The sequence below is a fragment of the Citrobacter sp. CK194 genome (genome assembly GCF_030333395.1).
GTDB classification, from domain to species: domain Bacteria; phylum Pseudomonadota; class Gammaproteobacteria; order Enterobacterales; family Enterobacteriaceae; genus Citrobacter_B; species Citrobacter_B koseri.
Map to the genome: position 1 here is coordinate 1,015,658 of NZ_JAOWGA010000019.1, position 19,862 is coordinate 1,035,519.

Genomic DNA, 19,862 nt, shown 5'->3' on the forward strand with positions numbered 1-19,862 from the left:
ATAGAGCGATAAATTCAGATGTGCAATAGCCTGGAATGTAAGGAATTCAAAATTGCTCTTTATTAAGTACAGATATTAATTATCCCATCTTAAATTTTTCTTGAAGAACCGCACAAAAAAGAGCTTATTGGCAACGAGGTTACTCCTGGCATAACGTTAAAATTCCAGGATTTTAGTCACATTTTATCAGGGTGGAATAGGCTGTCATTGCAGTAATTTCAACCTTTTGTATTAGTTTCCCTTACGGGAAAGTCCTAATACGTTGCCACATTTATGAGGAAGCGTAACAATAAGTATGAGCGCCCGGTTATGCGATGAGATGATAAGCAGCATTGATGAATATCTTAGGCACAATTTGTGAAGGAATGTGTATAACCGAACGATGTTTGCTCAATTCTTTATACCGGAGGCGTGACGAGGCGCCCCCGACATGCCGGTAAATTATGATACAATCCCGCCCAATCTTTATTTCAGCCAGGTGAGGGCCTGCTGCCAATGGCACAGCTATATTTCTACTATTCGGCAATGAATGCGGGTAAGTCGACTGCATTGCTGCAATCTTCATACAATTATCAGGAACGCGGGATGCGTACCGTTGTATATACAGCGGAAATTGATGACCGCTTCGGCGCCGGTAAAGTCAGTTCGCGTATCGGTCTCTCCTCGCCAGCAAAATTGTTTAACCAAAATTCATCGTTGTTTGAAGAGATTCGCGCCGAGAATGCGCAACAGACAATACATTGCGTTCTGGTTGATGAGTGTCAGTTTTTGACTCGCCAGCAGGTGTACGAATTATCTGAGGTTGTTGACCAACTGGATATTCCGGTGTTGTGTTACGGGTTGCGTACTGATTTTCGTGGCGAGTTATTTGGCGGCAGCCAATACTTACTCGCGTGGTCAGATAAACTCGTCGAATTAAAGACAATCTGTTTTTGTGGCCGTAAGGCAAGCATGGTATTGCGTCTTGATCAGGCTGGCAGACCTTATAATGAAGGGGAGCAGGTTGTGATTGGTGGGAACGAGCGTTATGTCTCCGTATGCCGCAAGCATTACAAAGAAGCCCTTGCCGAAGGCTCCCTGACGTCGATTCAGGAGAAACACCGCCACGCGTGATTGCACGCGTTCTGTAGGCCGGATAAGGCACTTGTGCCGCCATCCGGCGACCCCTACAACATTACGCAGAACCTGTAGGCCTGATAAGGCGCTTGTGCCGCCATCAGGCAAAAAAAAAAGCCCCCGAAGACGGGGGCTTTTTCAGAATGTCGCCTGGGCTAACGAATTAAGCAGATTTCTTCGCTTTCTTGTCAGCTTTCGGTGCGGCAGCTTCTTTCTTCGCAGCAACTTCACCTTCAGTGAATTCACGGCCGTAGTAGGTATCCAGCAGAATCTGTTTCAGCTCGGAGATCAGCGGGTAACGCGGGTTAGCGCCGGTGCACTGGTCATCGAATGCATCTTCAGACAGCTTGTCTACATGAGCCAGGAAGTCAGCTTCCTGCACGCCAGCTTCACGGATAGACTTAGGAATACCCAGTTCCGCTTTCACGCTTTCCAGCCATGCCAGCAGTTTCTCGATCTTAGCGGCAGTACGGTCGCCCGGTGCGCTCAGACCCAGATGGTCGGCGATTTCTGCATAGCGACGGCGAGCCTGCGGACGGTCATACTGGCTGAACGCAGTCTGCTTGGTCGGGTTGTCGTTCGCGTTGTAACGGATAACGTTACAAATCAGCAGGGCGTTTGCCAGACCGTGCGGAATGTGGAACTGAGAACCCAGTTTATGCGCCATAGAGTGGCACACACCCAGGAAGGCGTTCGCAAACGCGATACCGGCGATAGTCGCTGCACTGTGAACGCGTTCACGCGCTACCGGGTTTTTAGACCCTTCGTGGTAGGACGCTGGCAGGTTTTCTTTCAGCAGTTTCAGTGCCTGCAAAGCCTGACCGTCAGAGAACTCAGATGCCAGTACGGAAACGTAGGCTTCCAGAGCGTGAGTGACCGCATCCAGACCACCGAACGCACACAGAGACTTCGGCATGTCCATAACCAGGTTCGCATCGACAATCGCCATATCCGGCGTCAGCGCATAGTCTGCCAGCGGATATTTCTGACCGGTCGCATCGTCGGTAACAACAGCAAACGGCGTTACTTCAGAACCAGTACCGGAAGTGGTAGTGATTGCGACCATTTTCGCTTTCACGCCCATTTTCGGGAACTTGTAGATACGTTTACGGATGTCCATAAAGCGCAGCGCCAGTTCTTCGAAGTGGGTTTCAGGATGTTCGTACATGACCCACATGATTTTCGCCGCATCCATCGGGGAGCCGCCGCCCAGCGCGATGATCACGTCTGGTTTGAAGGAGTTTGCCAGCTCTGCGCCTTTACGAACGATAGTCAGCGTCGGGTCAGCTTCAACTTCAAAGAAGACTTCAGTTTCAACGCCAGCCGCTTTCAGCACGGAGGTGATCTGGTCAGCATAGCCATTGTTGAACAGGAAACGGTCGGTCACGATGAGCGCACGTTTGTGGCCATCAGTAATCACTTCATCCAGCGCGATTGGCAGAGAGCCACGGCGGAAGTAGATAGATTTCGGAAGTTTGTGCCACAACATGTTTTCAGCTCGCTTAGCAACGGTTTTCTTGTTGATCAGGTGTTTCGGACCAACGTTTTCAGAGATGGAGTTACCACCCCAGGAACCACAACCCAGAGTCAGGGAAGGTGCGAGTTTGAAGTTATACAGGTCGCCGATACCACCCTGAGAAGCCGGGGTGTTAATCAGGATGCGCGCGGTTTTCATCATCTGACCGAAGTAAGCAACGCGTTCTGGCTGGTTGTCCTGGTCGGTGTACAGGCAGGAGGTATGACCGATACCGCCCATTGCAACCAGTTTTTCTGCTTTATCAACAGCGTCTTCGAAGTCTTTAGCGCGATACATTGCCAGCGTCGGAGACAGTTTTTCGTGAGCGAACGGTTCGCTATCATCAACAGCCGTTACTTCGCCGATCAGAATCTTAGTGGTTTCTGGTACGGTGAAGCCTGCCAGTTCAGCAATTTTATATGCCGGTTGACCAACGATAGCCGCGTTCAGCGCGCCATTTTTCAGGATAACGTCCTGAACGGCTTTCAGCTCTTTGCCTTGCAGCAGGTAGCCGCCGTGGCTGGCGAAACGTTCGCGAACTGCGTCATAAACGGAGTCAACAACAACAACGGACTGTTCAGATGCACAGATTACGCCGTTATCGAAGGTTTTGGACATCAGTACGGAAGCCACCGCACGTTTGATATCTGCTGTTTCGTCGATAACAACCGGCGTGTTACCTGCACCAACGCCGATAGCCGGTTTACCAGAACTGTATGCAGCTTTAACCATGCCCGGACCGCCTGTCGCCAGGATCAGGTTGATATCAGGGTGGTGCATCAGCGCGTTAGACAGTTCAACGGAAGGTTGATCGATCCAGCCAATCAGGTCTTTCGGCGCGCCCGCAGCGATAGCCGCCTGCAAAACGATGTCAGCCGCTTTGTTCGTTGCATCTTTGGCACGCGGATGCGGAGAGAAGATGATTGCGTTACGTGTCTTCAGGCTAATCAGAGACTTAAAGATCGCAGTAGACGTCGGGTTAGTGGTTGGTACGATACCGCAGATGATACCAATCGGTTCAGCAATGGTGATAGTTCCGAAGGTGTCGTCTTCAGACAGCACACCACAGGTTTTTTCATCTTTATAGGCGTTATAGATGTATTCGGAGGCGAAGTGGTTTTTAATCACTTTATCTTCGATGATACCCATGCCGGATTCGGCAACGGCCATCTTAGCGAGGGGAATTCGAGCATCTGCGGCAGCCAGAGCGGCGGCGCGGAAGATTTTGTCAACCTGTTCTTGAGTGAAACTGGCATATTCACGCTGGGCTTTTTTCACACGCTCTACGAGTGCGTTAAGTTCAGCGACATTAGTAACAGCCATAATGCTCTCCTGATAATGTTAAACTTTTTTAGTAAATCATCTGCTCGATACGAGAGTATAGACAGATTGACGAAAGTTTGTATAACAGTCTGAAAATCAAACGGTTACTTAACGTCCATTTCGCTCTGATTTACTAAAAGAGCTTAAGCGATAGCGTTATCTAACTCTAACGCGTTACCTCCAGGTGGCGTAAGCAAGGTTACTCACTTCTGAGTAGTAATTGCGTGATCCAGATCAAATTTAAGCAAAGCTGACACCTTTCAGCAGCCCATTTGAGCCATTTCCGCCAAGTGTTAATAAATAGTGGTGATGAATAGAGGTGAAGTTAGCATAATCTACACATATTTATAACACCGAGAAATAGTCGTAATTTCAAGCAGTCAGGAGGTGAAATATGCTGACAAAAGGCGTATCTTCAGCGCGTTTTTCACCATTTTTATCGACATCATTTATCCGGCTAACGTTTCGGAGCTAACCGTGACCCAAACGCTTTTTGATTTTCCTGTTTATTCCAAGTTTTTCATAGGGTTATTTGCGCTGGTAAACCCGGTAGGGATTATCCCCGTCTTTATTAGTATGACCAGCTACCAGACGGCTGCGGCGCGCAACAAAACAAATCTCACGGCAAACCTGTCGGTAGCCATCATTTTGTGGATTTCGCTCTTTCTCGGAGATGGCATTTTGCAACTCTTCGGCATTTCGATCGATTCGTTCAGAATTGCCGGTGGGATTCTGGTGGTGACGATCGCGATGTCGATGATCAGCGGGAAGTTGGGTGAAGATAAGCAAAACAAACAGGAAAAATCAGAGACCGCCATTCGCGAAAGTATTGGCGTGGTTCCGCTGGCCTTACCATTAATGGCAGGGCCGGGGGCCATTAGTTCGACGATTGTGTGGGGAACGCGTTACCACACCATTATGCATTTAATCGGCTTCTCTGTGGCCATCGCTCTGTTTGCGTTCTGTTGTTGGGGAGTGTTCCGCATGGCGCCCTGGCTGGTGCGGTTATTGGGGCAAACGGGCATCAACGTCATTACGCGTATTATGGGCTTGTTGCTGATGGCATTGGGCATTGAATTCATTGTTACGGGGATTAAAGCGATTTTCCCCGGTTTACTGAATTAACGATCCTGACCGATAAAACGGAGCCGCTTCAGGCTCCGTTTCTTTTCCATTATCAGTAAATCTTCTCACTAAAGTTGAAATTCAGCGTTGAAATAATAAAAGATGCTGATAATGTTTATGCCTCTTTGTTATTGATTCTATTATAAATTATTCTAATAACACTCACACCTGCCGTTATGTCGCCTGTTATTTTCTTAACATCATACTCTGGGGCTTGATGAAGGATTATCGAAATGTTATTAGTTATTTCAACGCTCTCTCAGATGAATGTGCTAAATAATAACCAATTGTTAAATTTATGTGCATTTTGGCCTGACAACAGCAACAGAACGAGGTCAGACTGTGGGTGAGTGGTTAACATATTGACTGGGAAAATAATTTTTCCTAAACGTCTCTTTTGGAGATGTCTTTCTGGTCAAAAATTTTTCCGTAAAAGAGAATTAGTTAACAAATCTGTAAAATGTATTGGCGGTTAAGAAACGCATTTGGTACTTTCCGGCCAGATATTTTGCAGAAGATTTTGCGGTGATGAGAATTATTTTCAATAAGCTTCTTGCACCAGACAGAATAAATGTCCGTCTCTGACAGGGGAGGCGGATACGGAATCGACGTAAGGCGATCGTACGAATCGTCAGAATAAATAAAGTCGGTGATAGCAAAGCAGTAAACGACCTGGCAGCAGCAAAATCTCCAGTGCTGTACAGGACCCTAACGGGATTAAACAGGCTGGTTAAGAAAACCAGTAATTATAATGAGTGGAGTACAAACACAATGTCCAACATCACAAAAAAAAGTTTGCTGGCGGCGGGGATTTTAACTGCGCTAATCGGCGGGAATGTCGCAATGGCCGCAGATGTCCCGGCGGGTGTTCAGCTGTCTGACAAGCAGACGCTGGTTCGCAATAATGGTTCTGAAGTTCAGTCTCTCGACCCACATAAAATTGAGGGTGTCCCGGAGTCAAACGTCAGCCGCGACCTGTTTGAAGGTTTACTGATCAGCGACGTTGAAGGCCACCCGTCACCGGGCGTCGCTGAAAAGTGGGAAAATAAAGATTTTAAAGTCTGGACATTCCATCTGCGTAAAAACGCAAAATGGTCAGACGGCACGCCTGTTACCGCGCACGATTTTGTATATAGCTGGCAGCGCCTGGCAAATCCGAACACCGCATCACCGTATGCCAGCTATTTGCAATACGGGCACATCGCGAATATCGATGACATTATTGCGGGCAAAAAACCGGCGACCGATCTCGGCGTAAAAGCCATCGACGATAATACGTTCGAAGTGACGCTGAGCGAACCGGTGCCTTATTTCTACAAACTGCTGGTTCACCCGTCCGTTTCTCCGGTTCCTAAAGCGGCTGTGGAAAAATTTGGCGAGAAATGGACCCAACCTGCGAATATCGTGACCAACGGCGCGTATAAACTCAAAAACTGGGTCGTCAACGAGCGGATTGTTCTGGAACGTAATACCCAGTACTGGGATAACGATAAAACGGTTATCAACCAGGTGACTTATCTGCCAATCTCTTCTGAAGTAACTGATGTGAACCGCTACCGCAGCGGTGAAATCGACATGACTTATAACAACATGCCGATTGAGTTATTCCAGAAGCTGAAAAAAGAGATCCCAAATGAAGTGCGCGTTGACCCGTATCTGTGCACTTACTATTACGAAATTAATAACCAGAAAGCGCCGTTTAACGACGTGCGCGTTCGCACCGCGCTGAAACTGGCGATGGATCGCGACATTATCGTTAATAAAGTGAAGAACCAGGGCGATTTGCCAGCCTACAGCTACACCCCTCCGTATACCGATGGCGCGAAACTGGTTGAGCCTGAGTGGTTCACATGGTCACAGGAAAAACGTAACGAAGAAGCGAAAAAACTGCTGGCGGAAGCCGGTTATACCGCCGATAAGCCGTTAACGTTTGACCTGCTGTACAACACCTCCGATCTGCATAAAAAACTGGCGATCGCGGTCGCATCAATCTGGAAGAAAAACCTGGGCGCCAACGTGAAGCTGGAAAACCAGGAGTGGAAAACCTTCCTTGATACCCGTCATCAGGGGACGTTTGATGTCGCGCGTGCGGGCTGGTGCGCAGACTACAATGAACCGACGTCCTTCCTGAACACCATGCTGTCCGACAGCTCAAACAACACCGCTCACTATAAGAGCCCGGAGTTTGACAAGCTGATTGCCGACACGCTGAAAGTAACCGACGAAGCGCAACGCACCGAGTTGTATGCCAAAGCGGAACAGCAGCTTGATAAAGATTCTGCGATTGTGCCGCTCTATTACTATGTGAACGCGCGTCTGGTGAAACCGTGGGTAGGCGGCTATACCGGTAAAGACCCGATGGATAATATCTACGTTAAGAACTTGTATATTATCAAGCATTAATGGCAAAGCGTGGGGCAAACGTGTTTTGCCCCACAGTGTCTTATTTTCATCGCACTATAAACATCTCTCTTTCAGTGCGTCTGAATGACGAGATGTAAAGGCACACGCCAGAAGGTACGGGCAATGTTAAAATTTATTTTACGTCGCTGTCTGGAAGCGATTCCGACGCTTTTTATACTTATTACGATTTCGTTCTTTATGATGCGTCTCGCACCGGGAAGCCCTTTCACCGGAGAGCGCGCATTACCGCCGGAAGTGCTGGCGAATATCGAAGCGAAATACCATCTTAATGATCCCATCATGACGCAGTACTTCAGCTATCTGAAACAACTGGCGCATGGCGATTTTGGGCCTTCGTTTAAATATAAGGACTATACGGTCAACGATCTGGTGGCGTCGAGTTTCCCGGTTTCGGCGAAGCTGGGCGCAGCCGCCTTTTTCCTTGCCGTGATTATTGGCGTGAGCGCGGGCGTGATTGCGGCGCTGAAACAAAATACGCGCTGGGATTATACGGTGATGGGGGTGGCAATGACCGGGGTCGTGATTCCCAGTTTCGTGGTCGCCCCCTTATTAGTCATGATATTTGCCATCACCTTAAAATGGCTGCCCGGCGGCGGCTGGAATGGCGGGGCGCTGAAATTTATGATTTTGCCGATGGTCGCGCTGTCGCTCGCCTATATCGCCAGTATCGCCCGTATTACCCGTGGCTCCATGATTGAAGTGTTGCACTCCAACTTTATCCGTACCGCGCGCGCAAAAGGTTTGCCGATGCGCCGGATTATCTTCCGTCATGCCTTAAAACCGGCGTTGTTACCCGTACTGTCTTATATGGGCCCGGCCTTTGTCGGTATCATTACGGGTTCAATGGTTATCGAGACGATTTATGGTTTGCCGGGTATCGGGCAACTTTTCGTGAACGGGGCGCTGAACCGCGACTATTCGCTGGTGCTGAGTCTGACCATTCTCGTCGGTACGCTCACCATTCTGTTTAATGCGATTGTCGATGTGCTGTACGCCGTTATCGACCCGAAAATTCGTTACTGATACTGGAGCTCGCTATGATGTTAAGTAAGAAAAACAGCGAGACGCTGGAGAATTTCAGTGAGAAGCTGGAGGTTGAAGGGCGCAGCCTGTGGCAGGATGCTCGCCGTCGTTTTATGCATAACCGCGCGGCGGTGGCCAGCCTTATCGTTCTGGTCATTATCGCGCTGTTTGTCACATTGGCGCCGATGCTGTCGCAGTTCACCTATTTCGATACGGACTGGGGCATGATGTCCAGCGCGCCGGATATGGAGTCGGGCCACTATTTTGGTACGGACTCCTCCGGTCGCGATCTGCTGGTTCGCGTGGCGATAGGCGGGCGAATCTCGCTGATGGTCGGCATTGCTGCCGCGCTGGTGGCGGTGGTTGTTGGTACGCTGTACGGGTCGCTGTCCGGCTATCTTGGCGGCAAAATTGACTCCGTAATGATGCGTCTGCTGGAAATCCTCAACTCCTTTCCGTTTATGTTCTTCGTCATTTTGCTGGTGACCTTCTTCGGCCAAAACATCCTGCTGATTTTTGTGGCGATCGGGATGGTCTCCTGGCTGGATATGGCGCGTATCGTTCGCGGGCAGACGTTAAGCCTGAAACGCAAAGAGTTTATCGAAGCGGCGCAGGTTGGCGGGGTTTCAACGGTCAGCATTGTTGTGCGTCATATTGTGCCGAACGTGCTGGGCGTGGTGGTGGTTTATGCATCGCTGCTGGTGCCGAGCATGATCCTGTTTGAATCCTTCCTCAGCTTTCTGGGTTTAGGGACGCAGGAGCCACTGAGCAGTTGGGGCGCATTGTTGAGCGATGGTGCGAACTCTATGGAAGTCTCACCCTGGTTGCTGCTGTTCCCGGCGTGTTTTCTCGTTGTGACCTTATTCTGTTTTAACTTTATCGGCGATGGCCTGCGTGACGCCCTCGACCCGAAAGATCGTTAAGGAGTGCAGCCATGAGCGTAATTGAAACCTCAACCGCGCCACTCGCGCAACAACGGGCTAACGCACTGCTGGACGTGAAAGATCTTCGCGTGACGTTTAGTACACCCGACGGCGATGTGACGGCCGTAAACGACCTGAACTTTACGCTGCGTGCCGGGGAGACCTTAGGCATTGTCGGCGAGTCAGGTTCAGGCAAATCGCAAACGGCGTTTGCGTTGATGGGGCTGCTGGCGGCGAATGGCCGCATTGGTGGTTCTGCGACGTTTAACGGCCGCGAAATTCTCAACCTGCCGGAGCGTGAACTCAACAGGCTACGCGCTGAACAAATCTCAATGATTTTTCAGGACCCAATGACCTCTCTTAACCCGTATATGCGGGTTGGCGAGCAGTTAATGGAAGTGCTGATGCTGCATAAAGGTATGAGCAAGGCCGAAGCGTTTGAAGAGTCTGTCAGAATGCTGGACGCGGTGAAAATGCCGGAAGCGCGGAAACGGATGAAGATGTATCCGCATGAGTTTTCCGGCGGGATGCGCCAGCGTGTGATGATTGCGATGGCGCTGCTGTGTCGGCCGAAATTACTGATTGCGGATGAACCGACAACCGCGCTGGACGTGACCGTTCAGGCGCAGATCATGACGTTGCTTAATGAACTGAAACGCGAATTTAACACGGCGATTATCATGATTACGCACGACCTTGGCGTCGTGGCCGGTATTTGCGATAAGGTGCTGGTGATGTACGCCGGGCGTACGATGGAATACGGCAAGGCGCGCGACGTCTTTTACCAGCCTGTTCATCCGTATTCCATCGGTTTGCTCAATGCGGTTCCGCGTCTGGATGCCGAAGGGGAAACGATGCTGACCATTCCGGGCAACCCGCCGAACTTGCTGCGCTTGCCTAAAGGGTGTCCATTCCAGCCGCGTTGCCCGTATGCGATGGAGATTTGCAGTTCAACTCCACCCCTGGAGGAGTTCAGTCCGGGGCGTTTGCGCGCCTGCTTTAAACCGGTGGAGGAGCTGGTATGAATGCTGTGACCCAGGAGAGAAAAGTGCTCCTCGAAATTGCCGATCTCAAAGTGCATTTCGATATCAAAGATGGCAAACAGTGGTTCTGGCAGCCGGCGAAAACCCTGAAAGCGGTCGATGGCGTTACGCTGCGATTGTATGAAGGTGAAACGCTGGGGGTGGTTGGGGAATCCGGCTGTGGTAAATCGACCTTTGCGCGGGCGATTATTGGTCTGGTGAAAGCGACCGATGGCCGCGTGGCGTGGTTAGGGAAAGATCTGCTGGGGATGAAACCTGATGAATGGCGGGACGTACGCAGCGATATTCAGATGATTTTCCAGGACCCGCTGGCGTCATTGAACCCACGCATGACCATTGGAGAAATCATCGCTGAACCATTACGCACCTATCATCCCAAATTGCCGCGCCAGGAAGTGCGCGATCGGGTGAAAGCGATGATGATGAAGGTGGGGCTGCTGCCGAATCTGATTAACCGTTACCCGCATGAGTTTTCCGGCGGCCAGTGCCAGCGTATTGGTATCGCGCGTGCTCTGATCCTGGAGCCGAAGCTGATTATTTGCGATGAGCCGGTTTCGGCGCTGGACGTGTCGATTCAGGCGCAGGTGGTGAATCTGCTGCAACAGCTACAGCGTGAAATGGGGTTATCGCTGATCTTCATCGCTCATGATCTGGCGGTGGTGAAGCATATTTCCGATCGTGTGCTGGTGATGTACCTGGGTCATGCGGTGGAATTGGGAACCTACGATGAGGTGTATCACAATCCGCTGCACCCTTATACCAAAGCGCTGATGTCCGCCGTGCCGATTCCCGACCCCGATCTGGAAAAGAACAAGACGATTCAGTTGCTGGAAGGAGAATTACCGTCACCCATCAATCCGCCTTCGGGGTGTGTTTTCCGCACGCGTTGCCCGATTGCCGGGCCAGAGTGTGCGAAAACCCGACCGGTGCTGGAGGGCAGTTTCAGGCATGCGGTTTCCTGCCTGAAGGTGGACCCGCTATAAATTTAAGGGCTGACATGATGTCAGCCCTTTTTTTGGCATCAGCCCGATCGCTCGACGTCTTTCTTATTCACGCCAAAGGATATGGCAAAGTTTGTGATCTTTTTCGCGGCATAACAGCACGCGGGCAAAAATATCGTTAATTTCGCCGTCTTCGCTATCCGCCAGGCCAATCACGACTTCGGCAAAAAAGTCAGGGTTGAGGTCAAAATCAACGTGTTCCTGCCAGTCTTCTGACGGATCGAATAACTCCGCGCCGCCGCGCTCTTCGAACTGTAAATTGAACAGAATAATATCTGCCGGATCGAGATTATCTGCCGCCAGTTCGAGAAAAATATCATAAGCCTGCTCAAGCGTTTCGTCTTCAGTCAGGCGATTGTTCAGATCCATTTCCATAATGACTACCCGTTTACCGTCTCTTGGGCACGTTTTACAGCAACGGACTGAAGAAGTAAAACAGTCGCTCAGTAATCCGCTGCCATAATGGCCGTTTTACCCACAGGCGGGCATCAAGCAGGCGAGAACGTGAAATATAATCATCCTGAACCGCAGCCAGATCGCCGCCGAATCCAGCGTCGTCAATCACCAGCGTGATTTCAAAATTTAACCACAGGCTGCGCATATCCAGGTTCACGGTGCCAACCAGACTCAGCTCGCCATCCACCAGCACGCTCTTGGTGTGCAACAATCCACCTTCAAACTGATAGATTTTGACTCCGGCGGCCAGCAGCTCAGTGAAAAAGGCGCGGCTGGCCCAGCCGACCAGCATGGAGTCATTTTTACGTGGCAGGATGATGCTGACATCCACGCCGCGCTGCGCCGCCGTGCAGATCGCGTGCAGTAAATCGTCGCTGGGGACGAAATAGGGCGTTGTCATGATCAGATATTCACGAGCGGAATAGGCTGCCGTCAGCAGCGCCTGGTGAATCAGATCTTCCGGGAAGCCGGGTCCTGAGGCGATAGTATGAATGGTGTGTCCGCTGGCCTGTTCAAACGGCATGATATTGACGTCTGGAGGCGGCGGCAGGATGCGTTTACCCGTTTCGATTTCCCAGTCGCAGGAGTAGACAATCCCCATCGCGGTCGCTACCGGGCCTTCCATTCTTGCCATCAGATCAACCCATTGTCCCACGCCGGCGTCCTGTTTGAAGAAACGCGGATCGACCATATTCATGCTGCCGGTATAGGCGATGTAGTTATCAATCATCACCATCTTGCGGTGCTGGCGCAAATCCATACGGCGCAGAAAGACACGCATCAGATTGACCTTCAGCGCCTCAACCACTTCAATTCCGGCGTTACGCATCATGGCCGCCCACGGGCTGCGGAAAAAGGCCACGCTCCCGGCGGAGTCCAGCATCAGACGGCAATGAATGCCGCGTCGCGCCGCCGCCATCAGCGACTCTGCAACCTGATCCGCCATGCCGCCGGGCTGCCAGATGTAGAACACCATCTCAATGTTATGGCGCGCCAGTTGAATGTCGCGGATAAGCGCCTGCATCACATCGTCAGAGTCGGTCAGCAGTTGCAGCTGATTGCCTTTAACGCCAGCGATTCCCTGGCGTCGTTCACACAGCTTAAACAGTGACGAAGCGACGCTGCTGTTCTCTTCGGCGAAAATGTGTTTACAGGCTTTGAGGTCGTTCAGCCACTTAGCGGTGGACGGCCACATCGCTCTGGCGCGTTCGGCGCGGCGTTTCCCTAAATGCAGCTCGCCGAATGATAAATAAGCAATAATCCCTACCAGCGGCAGAATATAGATGATTAAGAGCCAGGCCATCGCGGAGGGAACGGCGCGTCGTTTCATTAAAATACGTAACGTCACACCGGCAATAAGTATCCAGTACCCCAGAATGACCAGCCAACTCACCACTGTGTAGAAGGTTGTCATAAATTTAAAAATCCTTTTGAAAGCGTATTGTTAAGAGTTTACGCATCAGGCTTCATCTGGCAAATAAAAACACCGGAAAAGCGCTGGTCTGCTCCTGACGAGAGGGTATAATGCCTGCTCTGGCACTGTAAGAGTAGTTAACATGAAGCGTAGTAGAACGGAAGTGGGACGCTGGCGCATGCAACGTCAGGCTAGCCGCCGTAAAGCGCGTTGGCTTGAAGGACAGTCGCGTCGTAATATGCGTATCCACTCAATCAGAAAATGCATTCTCAATCATCAACGTAACACGTTATTGTTTGCGATTCACAGCATCTGATACAACCAGGGCACCGTATTCGGTGCCCATGAATGCAAACCCCGCCTGATTTAAAAGACTTTTTTATACGGTTTTACAGAGACTTGCGCATACACGCCCGCAGCCACATACGGATCTGCGTCTGCCCAGGACTGCGCTTCTTCCAGCGATTCGAATTGTGCAATCACGGTTGAGCCGGTAAACCCGGCGGCACCGGGATCGTTGCTGTCGACGGCTGGCATAGGGCCTGCGGTTAACAGTCGGCCCTCATCATGGAGCAGTTGCAGGCGCGCCAGATGGGCAGGGCGGACGGAAAGACGTTTTTCAAGAGAATCGGCGATATCCTGAGCGTAAATGACATACAGCACGGGTAGAGCTCCTTAATCGGTAAAAGTCGTTAATTACGTTATTGGAAAGGTCTTTCAACTGCAACGCAAAGATAACGACTTTGTTAAGACCGTGCATAACGCAGGGACTTTTTGCGGTAATATTGCGTTTTAAATGCGGCTTACCGTGATGTCTTATTGAATATGATTGCTATTTGCATTTAAAATCGAGGCCTGGTTTTTTAACTGAAACGATTATGACTTCAATGACCCTTGATTTACCTCGTCGCTTTCCCTGGCCGACGTTACTTTCCGTTGGCATTCATGGTGCTGTAGTGGCGGGTCTGCTGTATACCTCGGTACATCAGGTTATTGAACTGCCTGCGCCCGCGCAGCCGATCTCAATCACAATGGTCGCGCCTGCCGATCTTGAGCCACCACAGGCGGTTCAGCCGCCGCCGGAACCCGTCGTCGAACCTGAGCCGGAACCGGAACCGGAACCTGTTCCTGAGCCGCCAAAAGAGGCGCCGGTGGTGATTGAGAAGCCGAAACCTAAGCCGAAGCCAAAACCTAAACCGGTGAAAAAGGTTCAGGAGCAGCCTAAACGTGATGTTAAGCCTGCTGAACCGCGCCCGGCCGCACCGTTTGAAAATACGGCGCCGTCACGTCCGACAACGAATACCGCAGCGGCAACCAGCAAACCGGCCGTCAGTGTTCCTGCGGGGCCTCGCGCGCTGAGCCGCAACCAGCCGCAGTATCCGGCACGAGCGCAAGCGTTGCGTATTGAAGGCCGCGTGAAAGTGAAATTCGACGTCACTTCAGACGGGCGAGTGGAGAATGTTCAGGTGCTTTCCGCTCAGCCGGCGAACATGTTTGAGCGTGAAGTGAAAAACGCGATGCGCAGATGGCGCTATGAAGCAGGGAAACCGGGGTCGGGCTTAGTGGTTAATATCATCTTCCGTCTGAACGGCACCACGCAGATCGAGTAATCGCGATCCCCTTAAATCGTAGAGCGGATAAGGCGGCGCACCGCCTTATCCGGTAATTCATGCCTGAACCGGCAGCGGGCGAGGTTTACCGTCACTGTCTACCGCCACATAGATGAACAGCGCCTCGGTTGCTTTATAACGCTGACCGATTGGCTCTGACGCCACCTTTTTCACCCACACTTCAATATTAATGCTGACAGACGTTGTGCCGCGCTTAACGCAGCGGGCATAACAGCATACGACGTCGCCTACGGCGACAGGGCGCAGAAAACTCATTCCCTCAACGCGCACGGTCACTACGCGACCATGAGCAATTTCTTTAGCCTGAATCGCGCCGCCAATATCCATTTGAGACATGAGCCAGCCGCCAAAAATATCGCCGTTAGCATTGGTATCGGCGGGCATGGCCAGCGTGCGTAAAACCAGTTCGCCCTGAGGAGCGTTATTTGTTGTTGTCATTGTAGAACCGACTGTGAAGAAAGATTTCAGGCGCGAATGCTACTATGATTTGCGCAGGGAGAACAGAGGGGAAACGCGCGCCAGGCTGGCGTGAAGGGGATGCCAGACCAGACGGTCTGGCAAACAGAACTCAGGATTTATCTTCCTGCGGCAGATGGCGGTAAATGTAGACTCCGCTCAGAAGGGTAAAAATCAGCGTCAGCGCAGTTAAACCGAACACTTTGAAGTTGACCCAGATGTTTTGCGGCAGCCAAAACGCGATGTAGATATTGGCGAGCCCGCAGAGGATGAAAAATACGGCCCATGCCAGGTTCAGCTTAGACCAGACCGGCTGCGGCAACGTCAGTTCTTTCCCTAACATGCGTTGAATCAGCGGCTTTTTCATGACCCACTGGCTTATCAGCAGCGCACCGGCAAACAGGCCGTAAATCACCGTCACCTTCCACTTAATAAACTCATCGTTGTGGAAGAAAATGGTCAGGCCGCCGAACACGGCAACCAGAACGAAAGTGATCAACGCCATCTTTTCGACCTTGCGATAGCGAACCCAACTGTAGATCAACACAATGGCTGTTGCGACAATCAGGGCGGAGGTCGCCGCATAGATGTCGTACAGCTTATAAAAAGCAAAAAAGACAACCAGCGGTAAAAAATCAAGAAACTGCTTCATTCTTCGATTCCGTAATCAAAAGTTTTGGGCAAACTGGCCCTTAACACGTTCAGGGTTATTGGCGAATCAACATATACAGGCGGAACAAATAGATGAGCAATATGGCGGAAATCAAATTGCTCAGCGTATTCGCCAACACTGCGCCAACATTTGGCGTCAGCGCTGCAAAGCTGGGGGCAAACAGCAGCAAGAGCGTTTTCGCCAGTAACCAGCCGATCACCGCCGGAGCGACCAGTCGCATATTAGACCACGCCAGACGCATACTGTTGCGCATGGCGGCAAATACGCCCATCTTGTCCTGAACCAGCATCACCGGCGCAAGCGCCAGCAGAATCGCCATCAAAATCCCCGGTACGACAATCAGCATAATACCGATTTGCACTAACAGGGTAGTCAGAAAAATCAGGACAAACAATTTAGGTAAAACCGGCGCGCTGGCACCGATAGCACGTAATGCGCTGACCCGATGACCGGCGGAAATCAGCTGGATCATCAGCAAAACGCCCCCTGCCAGGATCGCATTGCCAATGAGTCCTGAAAATGTTGATGCCGCTGAAGCCCGTAATAATATTTGCTGCTGTTCCGGCGTCATGTTCTGCACCAGATCGAACAGGCCGACGCTACCGGTCAGATGCTCCCCTTCACTGAGTTGCGCGATTTGGGCATCGCTGGGGGAAAAGGCATGACCTAAAACCACCGTAATAAATGCGCACAGCAACGAAACCAGCAAGATGGTTACAAATTGATTACGGAAAAAGTTCCCCGTGTCACGGTAAACGGACTTCGCCGTGATAGACATGCACTCTCCTTGAGTTTTGCAGGTGTTAATTTGCGGGCAATTGTACCCTGGATAACTCTACAGTGGCAGCATCACGGGGTGTATGGAAAAGCATATCTTTGTAAAGCGCGGGTAATTTTGGCTGCGAAACCGCCAGTCGTCCTCTTTTTTACAATCCATCCGCCTGGTCGAAAAAGGCCATTTATCACTAAAATTCGGAAAATTTGATTCAAACGGCTTTAACCAGGATTTTAAATGCAAGTTCTAAATTAATCTGGATCAATAAAGGTTAAATTACAGGGCCTAATGTGATCTGTATTGGATCACTTATTACTCCATTGTAGGTATATTCGTGACGCATTTATAACCATAACGATGGAGCGGATATGAAAAAGTTAACAGTGGCAGCCCTGGCAGTAAGTACTCTTCTCTCTGGTAGTGCGCTTGCGCATGAGAGCGGTGAGTTTTTTATCCGTGCGGGCTCGGCGACCGTGAGACCGACGGAAGGGGCAGGCGGAACGCTGGGGCATCTGAACGGTTTTGACGTCAGTAACAATACGCAACTCGGTTTGACTTTTACTTATATGGCAACCGACAACATTGGTATTGAACTGCTGGCGGCGACGCCGTTCCGCCATAAAATTGGGACAGGGGATACCGGTGATATCGCTACCGTGCGTCACCTGCCGCCGACATTAATGGCGCAGTGGTACTTTGGCGACGCCAGTAGCAAACTGCGCCCTTATATTGGCGCAGGTGTAAACTACACCACCTTCTTTGACGAAGGTTTCAACAACAATGGTAAAGAGACAGGGTTGTCCGATCTGAGTCTGAAGGATTCCTGGGGAATGGCCGGGCAGGTGGGTATGGATTACCTGATTAACCGGGACTGGTTAATTAACATGTCGGTCTGGTATATGGATATCGATACTACCGCAAGCTATAAACTCGGTGGTGCCCAGCAGCATGACAGCGTCCGCCTCGACCCGTGGGTATTTATGTTCTCTGCCGGTTATCGTTTCTGAGTTTATGTGACCCATCTAAAAAGCGGGCTGTCATACAGCCCGCTTTTTATATTCTGCTGATTTCAACATCATACCTCTCCCTGAGATGCTATCTTTGAAACAAGCCTGTTTTGAGAGCATTGACGATGATAGTAACTCAAACCCTTCTGCAACAAAAAATCGCGACCCTGGAATCGATAGTCAGAGATGAAGAGGCTGAGTTCACTTTACAGGCGCTGCGTATGCTGCTGGATGCAATGCATAAGATTGATGCGCTGGAAGAGAATATTACTACGCCCGTCCGTTTACCTTATTGCAGTTCGAGTCCGGTTTGTGAGATTGAAGCCGGGTACGCCGCTGGCGTCAGTGACTGCCGTGAGGCTATTCGCAGGGCGGGATACCCGATTGAAGGAGATGATTAATCACTGAAAACTGTACTGTATCAGCAAAATCTACTAACGTATTCGGCCCCGCGATTCAGGCTTAAGGTGCCTCAGTGAAGATTGTTCAGGACAGCCTAAGAAATAGCCAGGCGTTGTTGATGTCAGCGCTTATCACTTTACTTTTTACTTCACTGTATCTCTTTATTATTTACGAACAACGACAGGCCGTTGTGAATGAAGGGATGAGTCGTCTGCAAACGCGGATGATGGATATTTTCAACGATAACGAACTCATCGCCGATGCGACAGGGGTTCGCTATCACCAGATCAAAAATGCCGGGCAGTGCGGCAACCTCTCAAGGTTTTCCCCCAGAGATGCGGATTCATGGGGAATCAATGCCGACCGGGCGCGGATCCATTCCGCAACGGGCACTATTGTTTCCCGTCAGCCCGATATTAACGCTTTATGTATGTTTGCGGCGGCGGAGTTTATTCGGGATCGGATGAACACCCTTAATCCGGGGGATTATGCCGCGCATCGCTACATTATCGCCAAAGATGCCAGCTATTTTTATTGGTTCACGCCAGCAGATGCAAAACCCTTCTATTTTAGCGACTCTAAAATGGCGGGCGATATCACCGACTTTTTCTTACCGCCCGTGGGCTTTTATACGCGTCTGCTGCAAAAGAATGTCAAATCCAAGTCGCTCAGTTCAACGGACTTTTATACGGACAAAATCACGAATGAAAAAGCGTACAGCGTAGTCAGTTATATTTACGATCTTTCTGGAAAAGAGATCTCCGATCATATCGTTGCGTATCTGGTGTATGACCATTCTAAACCTGAGCTACAGGAGGCGCTGACGGAGGCCTTTGAACATCATATTCCACCCGGCCTTAATGTGGCTCTGGTGCATACGCCCACGCAGGAAAATCTCTGCCTGAGCGGTGATTGCCAGCCTGTCGCCGGGGAGTCCATCCGCGCAATGTCCGCAAAATATGCGTTCCATTCTTCACTCTCTCTGCATCGGTTCGTCAGATACGACACGCAGGCCGGGATTGCGATTCTGCTGGCGCCATTCTTCTTTATCCTGATCTTCCTCGGCTTAAAATACTGGCTGAACGCGAGCGACCTGAAGGTGTATATCGACTCGCTGACGGGCTGCTTTAACCGCAAGATCCTTGATATTGTGAAGCGCAGGGACTTAACGCGCAGCTGCGTGGTGCTGCTGGATTGTAATAAGTTTAAAGCCATCAACGACACCTGGGGGCATGTGGCGGGAGACCGGGCGTTGCAAATCATCGCCAACAGAATGCTCTCTAACACCCGCACCAGTCATGACCTGGTGATTCGTACCGGCGGCGATGAGTTCGTTATTTTGCTTTACCGCGCGCAGATTGGTGACGCGATAGCCATCGCGGAGCGGATAACCGGCCAGATAAATGATTATGCATTTATGGTTGATGGTCATGTTGTTCCGCTGTCGGTGTCATGGGGCGTCGCAGAAGTAACCCGCGATCTGGATACGGCTATTCAGGATGCGGATAACGAAATGTACAAAATGAAGCAGGTGAGGGAATGACGGGATTGGCC

Annotated in this window: 19 protein-coding genes and 1 pseudogene; 12 read left to right on the plus strand and 8 right to left on the minus strand. The window is 50.7% G+C overall.

From position 1 onward, the window contains the following. The first annotated feature begins 495 nt into the window (after window positions 1-495). Window positions 496-1,113 carry a thymidine kinase gene (tdk, locus tag OGX80_RS20855; protein ID WP_058669235.1) on the plus strand — a complete coding sequence of 206 codons (618 nt, stop codon included), beginning with the start codon at window positions 496-498 and terminating at the stop codon, window positions 1,111-1,113. A gap of 166 nt (window positions 1,114-1,279) precedes the next feature. On the opposite strand, the gene adhE is transcribed toward tdk, so the two are convergent. Beyond that, window positions 1,280-3,955: a bifunctional acetaldehyde-CoA/alcohol dehydrogenase gene (adhE, locus tag OGX80_RS20860; protein ID WP_047463440.1), complete on the minus strand. Its 2,676-nt coding sequence runs from the start codon at window positions 3,953-3,955 to the stop codon at window positions 1,280-1,282. Between the two features lie 477 nt (window positions 3,956-4,432). Between adhE and OGX80_RS20865 the strand changes: the two genes are divergently transcribed. From OGX80_RS20865 to oppF, 6 genes are all read left to right on the plus strand, one after another. Continuing rightward, on the plus strand, window positions 4,433-5,080 hold the full coding sequence (locus OGX80_RS20865; RefSeq protein ID WP_024130298.1) for a YchE family NAAT transporter: 648 nt from the start codon (window positions 4,433-4,435) through the stop codon (window positions 5,078-5,080). Between the two features lie 771 nt (window positions 5,081-5,851). Continuing rightward, the gene (gene oppA, locus OGX80_RS20870; RefSeq protein ID WP_012132200.1) at window positions 5,852-7,483 is read left to right on the plus strand and encodes an oligopeptide ABC transporter substrate-binding protein OppA; all 1,632 of its coding nucleotides are present in this window, start codon (window positions 5,852-5,854) and stop codon (window positions 7,481-7,483) included. 123 nt (window positions 7,484-7,606) lie between these two features. Next, entirely contained in the window at window positions 7,607-8,527 is a 921-nt protein-coding gene (gene oppB / locus OGX80_RS20875; protein WP_012132201.1) for an oligopeptide ABC transporter permease OppB, read from the plus strand. Between the two features lie 14 nt (window positions 8,528-8,541). After that, entirely contained in the window at window positions 8,542-9,450 is a 909-nt protein-coding gene (gene oppC / locus OGX80_RS20880; protein ID WP_049009147.1) for an oligopeptide ABC transporter permease OppC, read from the plus strand. An 11-nt stretch (window positions 9,451-9,461) separates the two neighbouring features. Next, window positions 9,462-10,475: a murein tripeptide/oligopeptide ABC transporter ATP-binding protein OppD gene (gene oppD, locus OGX80_RS20885; protein WP_012132203.1), complete on the plus strand. Its 1,014-nt coding sequence runs from the start codon at window positions 9,462-9,464 to the stop codon at window positions 10,473-10,475. Further along, on the plus strand, window positions 10,472-11,476 hold the full coding sequence (gene oppF, locus OGX80_RS20890; protein ID WP_012132204.1) for a murein tripeptide/oligopeptide ABC transporter ATP-binding protein OppF: 1,005 nt from the start codon (window positions 10,472-10,474) through the stop codon (window positions 11,474-11,476). The genes oppD and oppF overlap by 4 nt, the downstream gene beginning before the upstream one ends. 63 nt (window positions 11,477-11,539) lie before the next feature. Here oppF and OGX80_RS20895 read toward each other — a convergent pair whose 3' ends face one another. Both OGX80_RS20895 and cls read right to left on the minus strand, forming a co-directional pair. Further along, the gene (locus tag OGX80_RS20895; protein ID WP_012132205.1) at window positions 11,540-11,869 is read right to left on the minus strand and encodes an HI1450 family dsDNA-mimic protein; all 330 of its coding nucleotides are present in this window, start codon (window positions 11,867-11,869) and stop codon (window positions 11,540-11,542) included. 34 nt (window positions 11,870-11,903) lie between these two features. Beyond that, window positions 11,904-13,364, minus strand: coding sequence for a cardiolipin synthase (gene cls / locus OGX80_RS20900; RefSeq protein WP_012132206.1), 1,461 nt, complete (start codon window positions 13,362-13,364; stop codon window positions 11,904-11,906). A 142-nt stretch (window positions 13,365-13,506) separates the two neighbouring features. Here cls and OGX80_RS20905 point away from each other — a divergent pair, with 142 nt between their 5' ends. Then, window positions 13,507-13,680 carry a YciY family protein gene (locus OGX80_RS20905; protein WP_012132207.1) on the plus strand — a complete coding sequence of 58 codons (174 nt, stop codon included), beginning with the start codon at window positions 13,507-13,509 and terminating at the stop codon, window positions 13,678-13,680. Between the two features lie 50 nt (window positions 13,681-13,730). Here OGX80_RS20905 and OGX80_RS20910 read toward each other — a convergent pair whose 3' ends face one another. Then, window positions 13,731-14,027 (minus strand): YciI family protein, encoded by a 297-nt coding sequence (locus tag OGX80_RS20910; RefSeq protein WP_012132208.1) that lies wholly within the window; start codon window positions 14,025-14,027, stop codon window positions 13,731-13,733. A gap of 224 nt (window positions 14,028-14,251) precedes the next feature. Between OGX80_RS20910 and tonB the strand changes: the two genes are divergently transcribed. Next, on the plus strand, window positions 14,252-14,974 hold the full coding sequence (tonB, locus tag OGX80_RS20915; protein WP_115182332.1) for a TonB system transport protein TonB: 723 nt from the start codon (window positions 14,252-14,254) through the stop codon (window positions 14,972-14,974). Between the two features lie 57 nt (window positions 14,975-15,031). Here tonB and yciA read toward each other — a convergent pair whose 3' ends face one another. The 4 genes and pseudogenes from yciA to OGX80_RS20935 all read right to left on the minus strand — a co-directional run. Beyond that, window positions 15,032-15,433 (minus strand): acyl-CoA thioester hydrolase YciA, encoded by a 402-nt coding sequence (yciA, locus tag OGX80_RS20920; protein ID WP_012132210.1) that lies wholly within the window; start codon window positions 15,431-15,433, stop codon window positions 15,032-15,034. Between the two features lie 130 nt (window positions 15,434-15,563). Continuing rightward, window positions 15,564-16,103: a septation protein A gene (locus OGX80_RS20925; RefSeq protein WP_012132211.1), complete on the minus strand. Its 540-nt coding sequence runs from the start codon at window positions 16,101-16,103 to the stop codon at window positions 15,564-15,566. Between the two features lie 55 nt (window positions 16,104-16,158). Further along, window positions 16,159-16,902 carry a YciC family protein gene (locus OGX80_RS20930; protein ID WP_071258422.1) on the minus strand — a complete coding sequence of 248 codons (744 nt, stop codon included), beginning with the start codon at window positions 16,900-16,902 and terminating at the stop codon, window positions 16,159-16,161. Window positions 16,903-16,927: 25 nt separating this feature from the next. Continuing rightward, window positions 16,928-17,017 (minus strand): annotated as a pseudogene (locus tag OGX80_RS20935) (YkgJ family cysteine cluster protein); the annotation flags it as partial. Between the two features lie 250 nt (window positions 17,018-17,267). Here OGX80_RS20935 and ompW point away from each other — a divergent pair. The 3 genes from ompW to OGX80_RS20950 all read left to right on the plus strand — a co-directional run bounded on the left by ompW (window position 17,268) and on the right by OGX80_RS20950 (window position 19,851). Continuing rightward, complete coding sequence (gene ompW / locus OGX80_RS20940; RefSeq protein WP_047463524.1) at window positions 17,268-17,906, plus strand: outer membrane protein OmpW; 639 nt, start codon at window positions 17,268-17,270, stop codon at window positions 17,904-17,906. A gap of 125 nt (window positions 17,907-18,031) precedes the next feature. Further along, complete coding sequence (locus OGX80_RS20945; protein WP_012132214.1) at window positions 18,032-18,307, plus strand: hypothetical protein; 276 nt, start codon at window positions 18,032-18,034, stop codon at window positions 18,305-18,307. 74 nt (window positions 18,308-18,381) lie between these two features. Further along, window positions 18,382-19,851: a GGDEF domain-containing protein gene (locus tag OGX80_RS20950; RefSeq protein ID WP_115181589.1), complete on the plus strand. Its 1,470-nt coding sequence runs from the start codon at window positions 18,382-18,384 to the stop codon at window positions 19,849-19,851. Window positions 19,852-19,862: the final 11 nt, after the last annotated feature.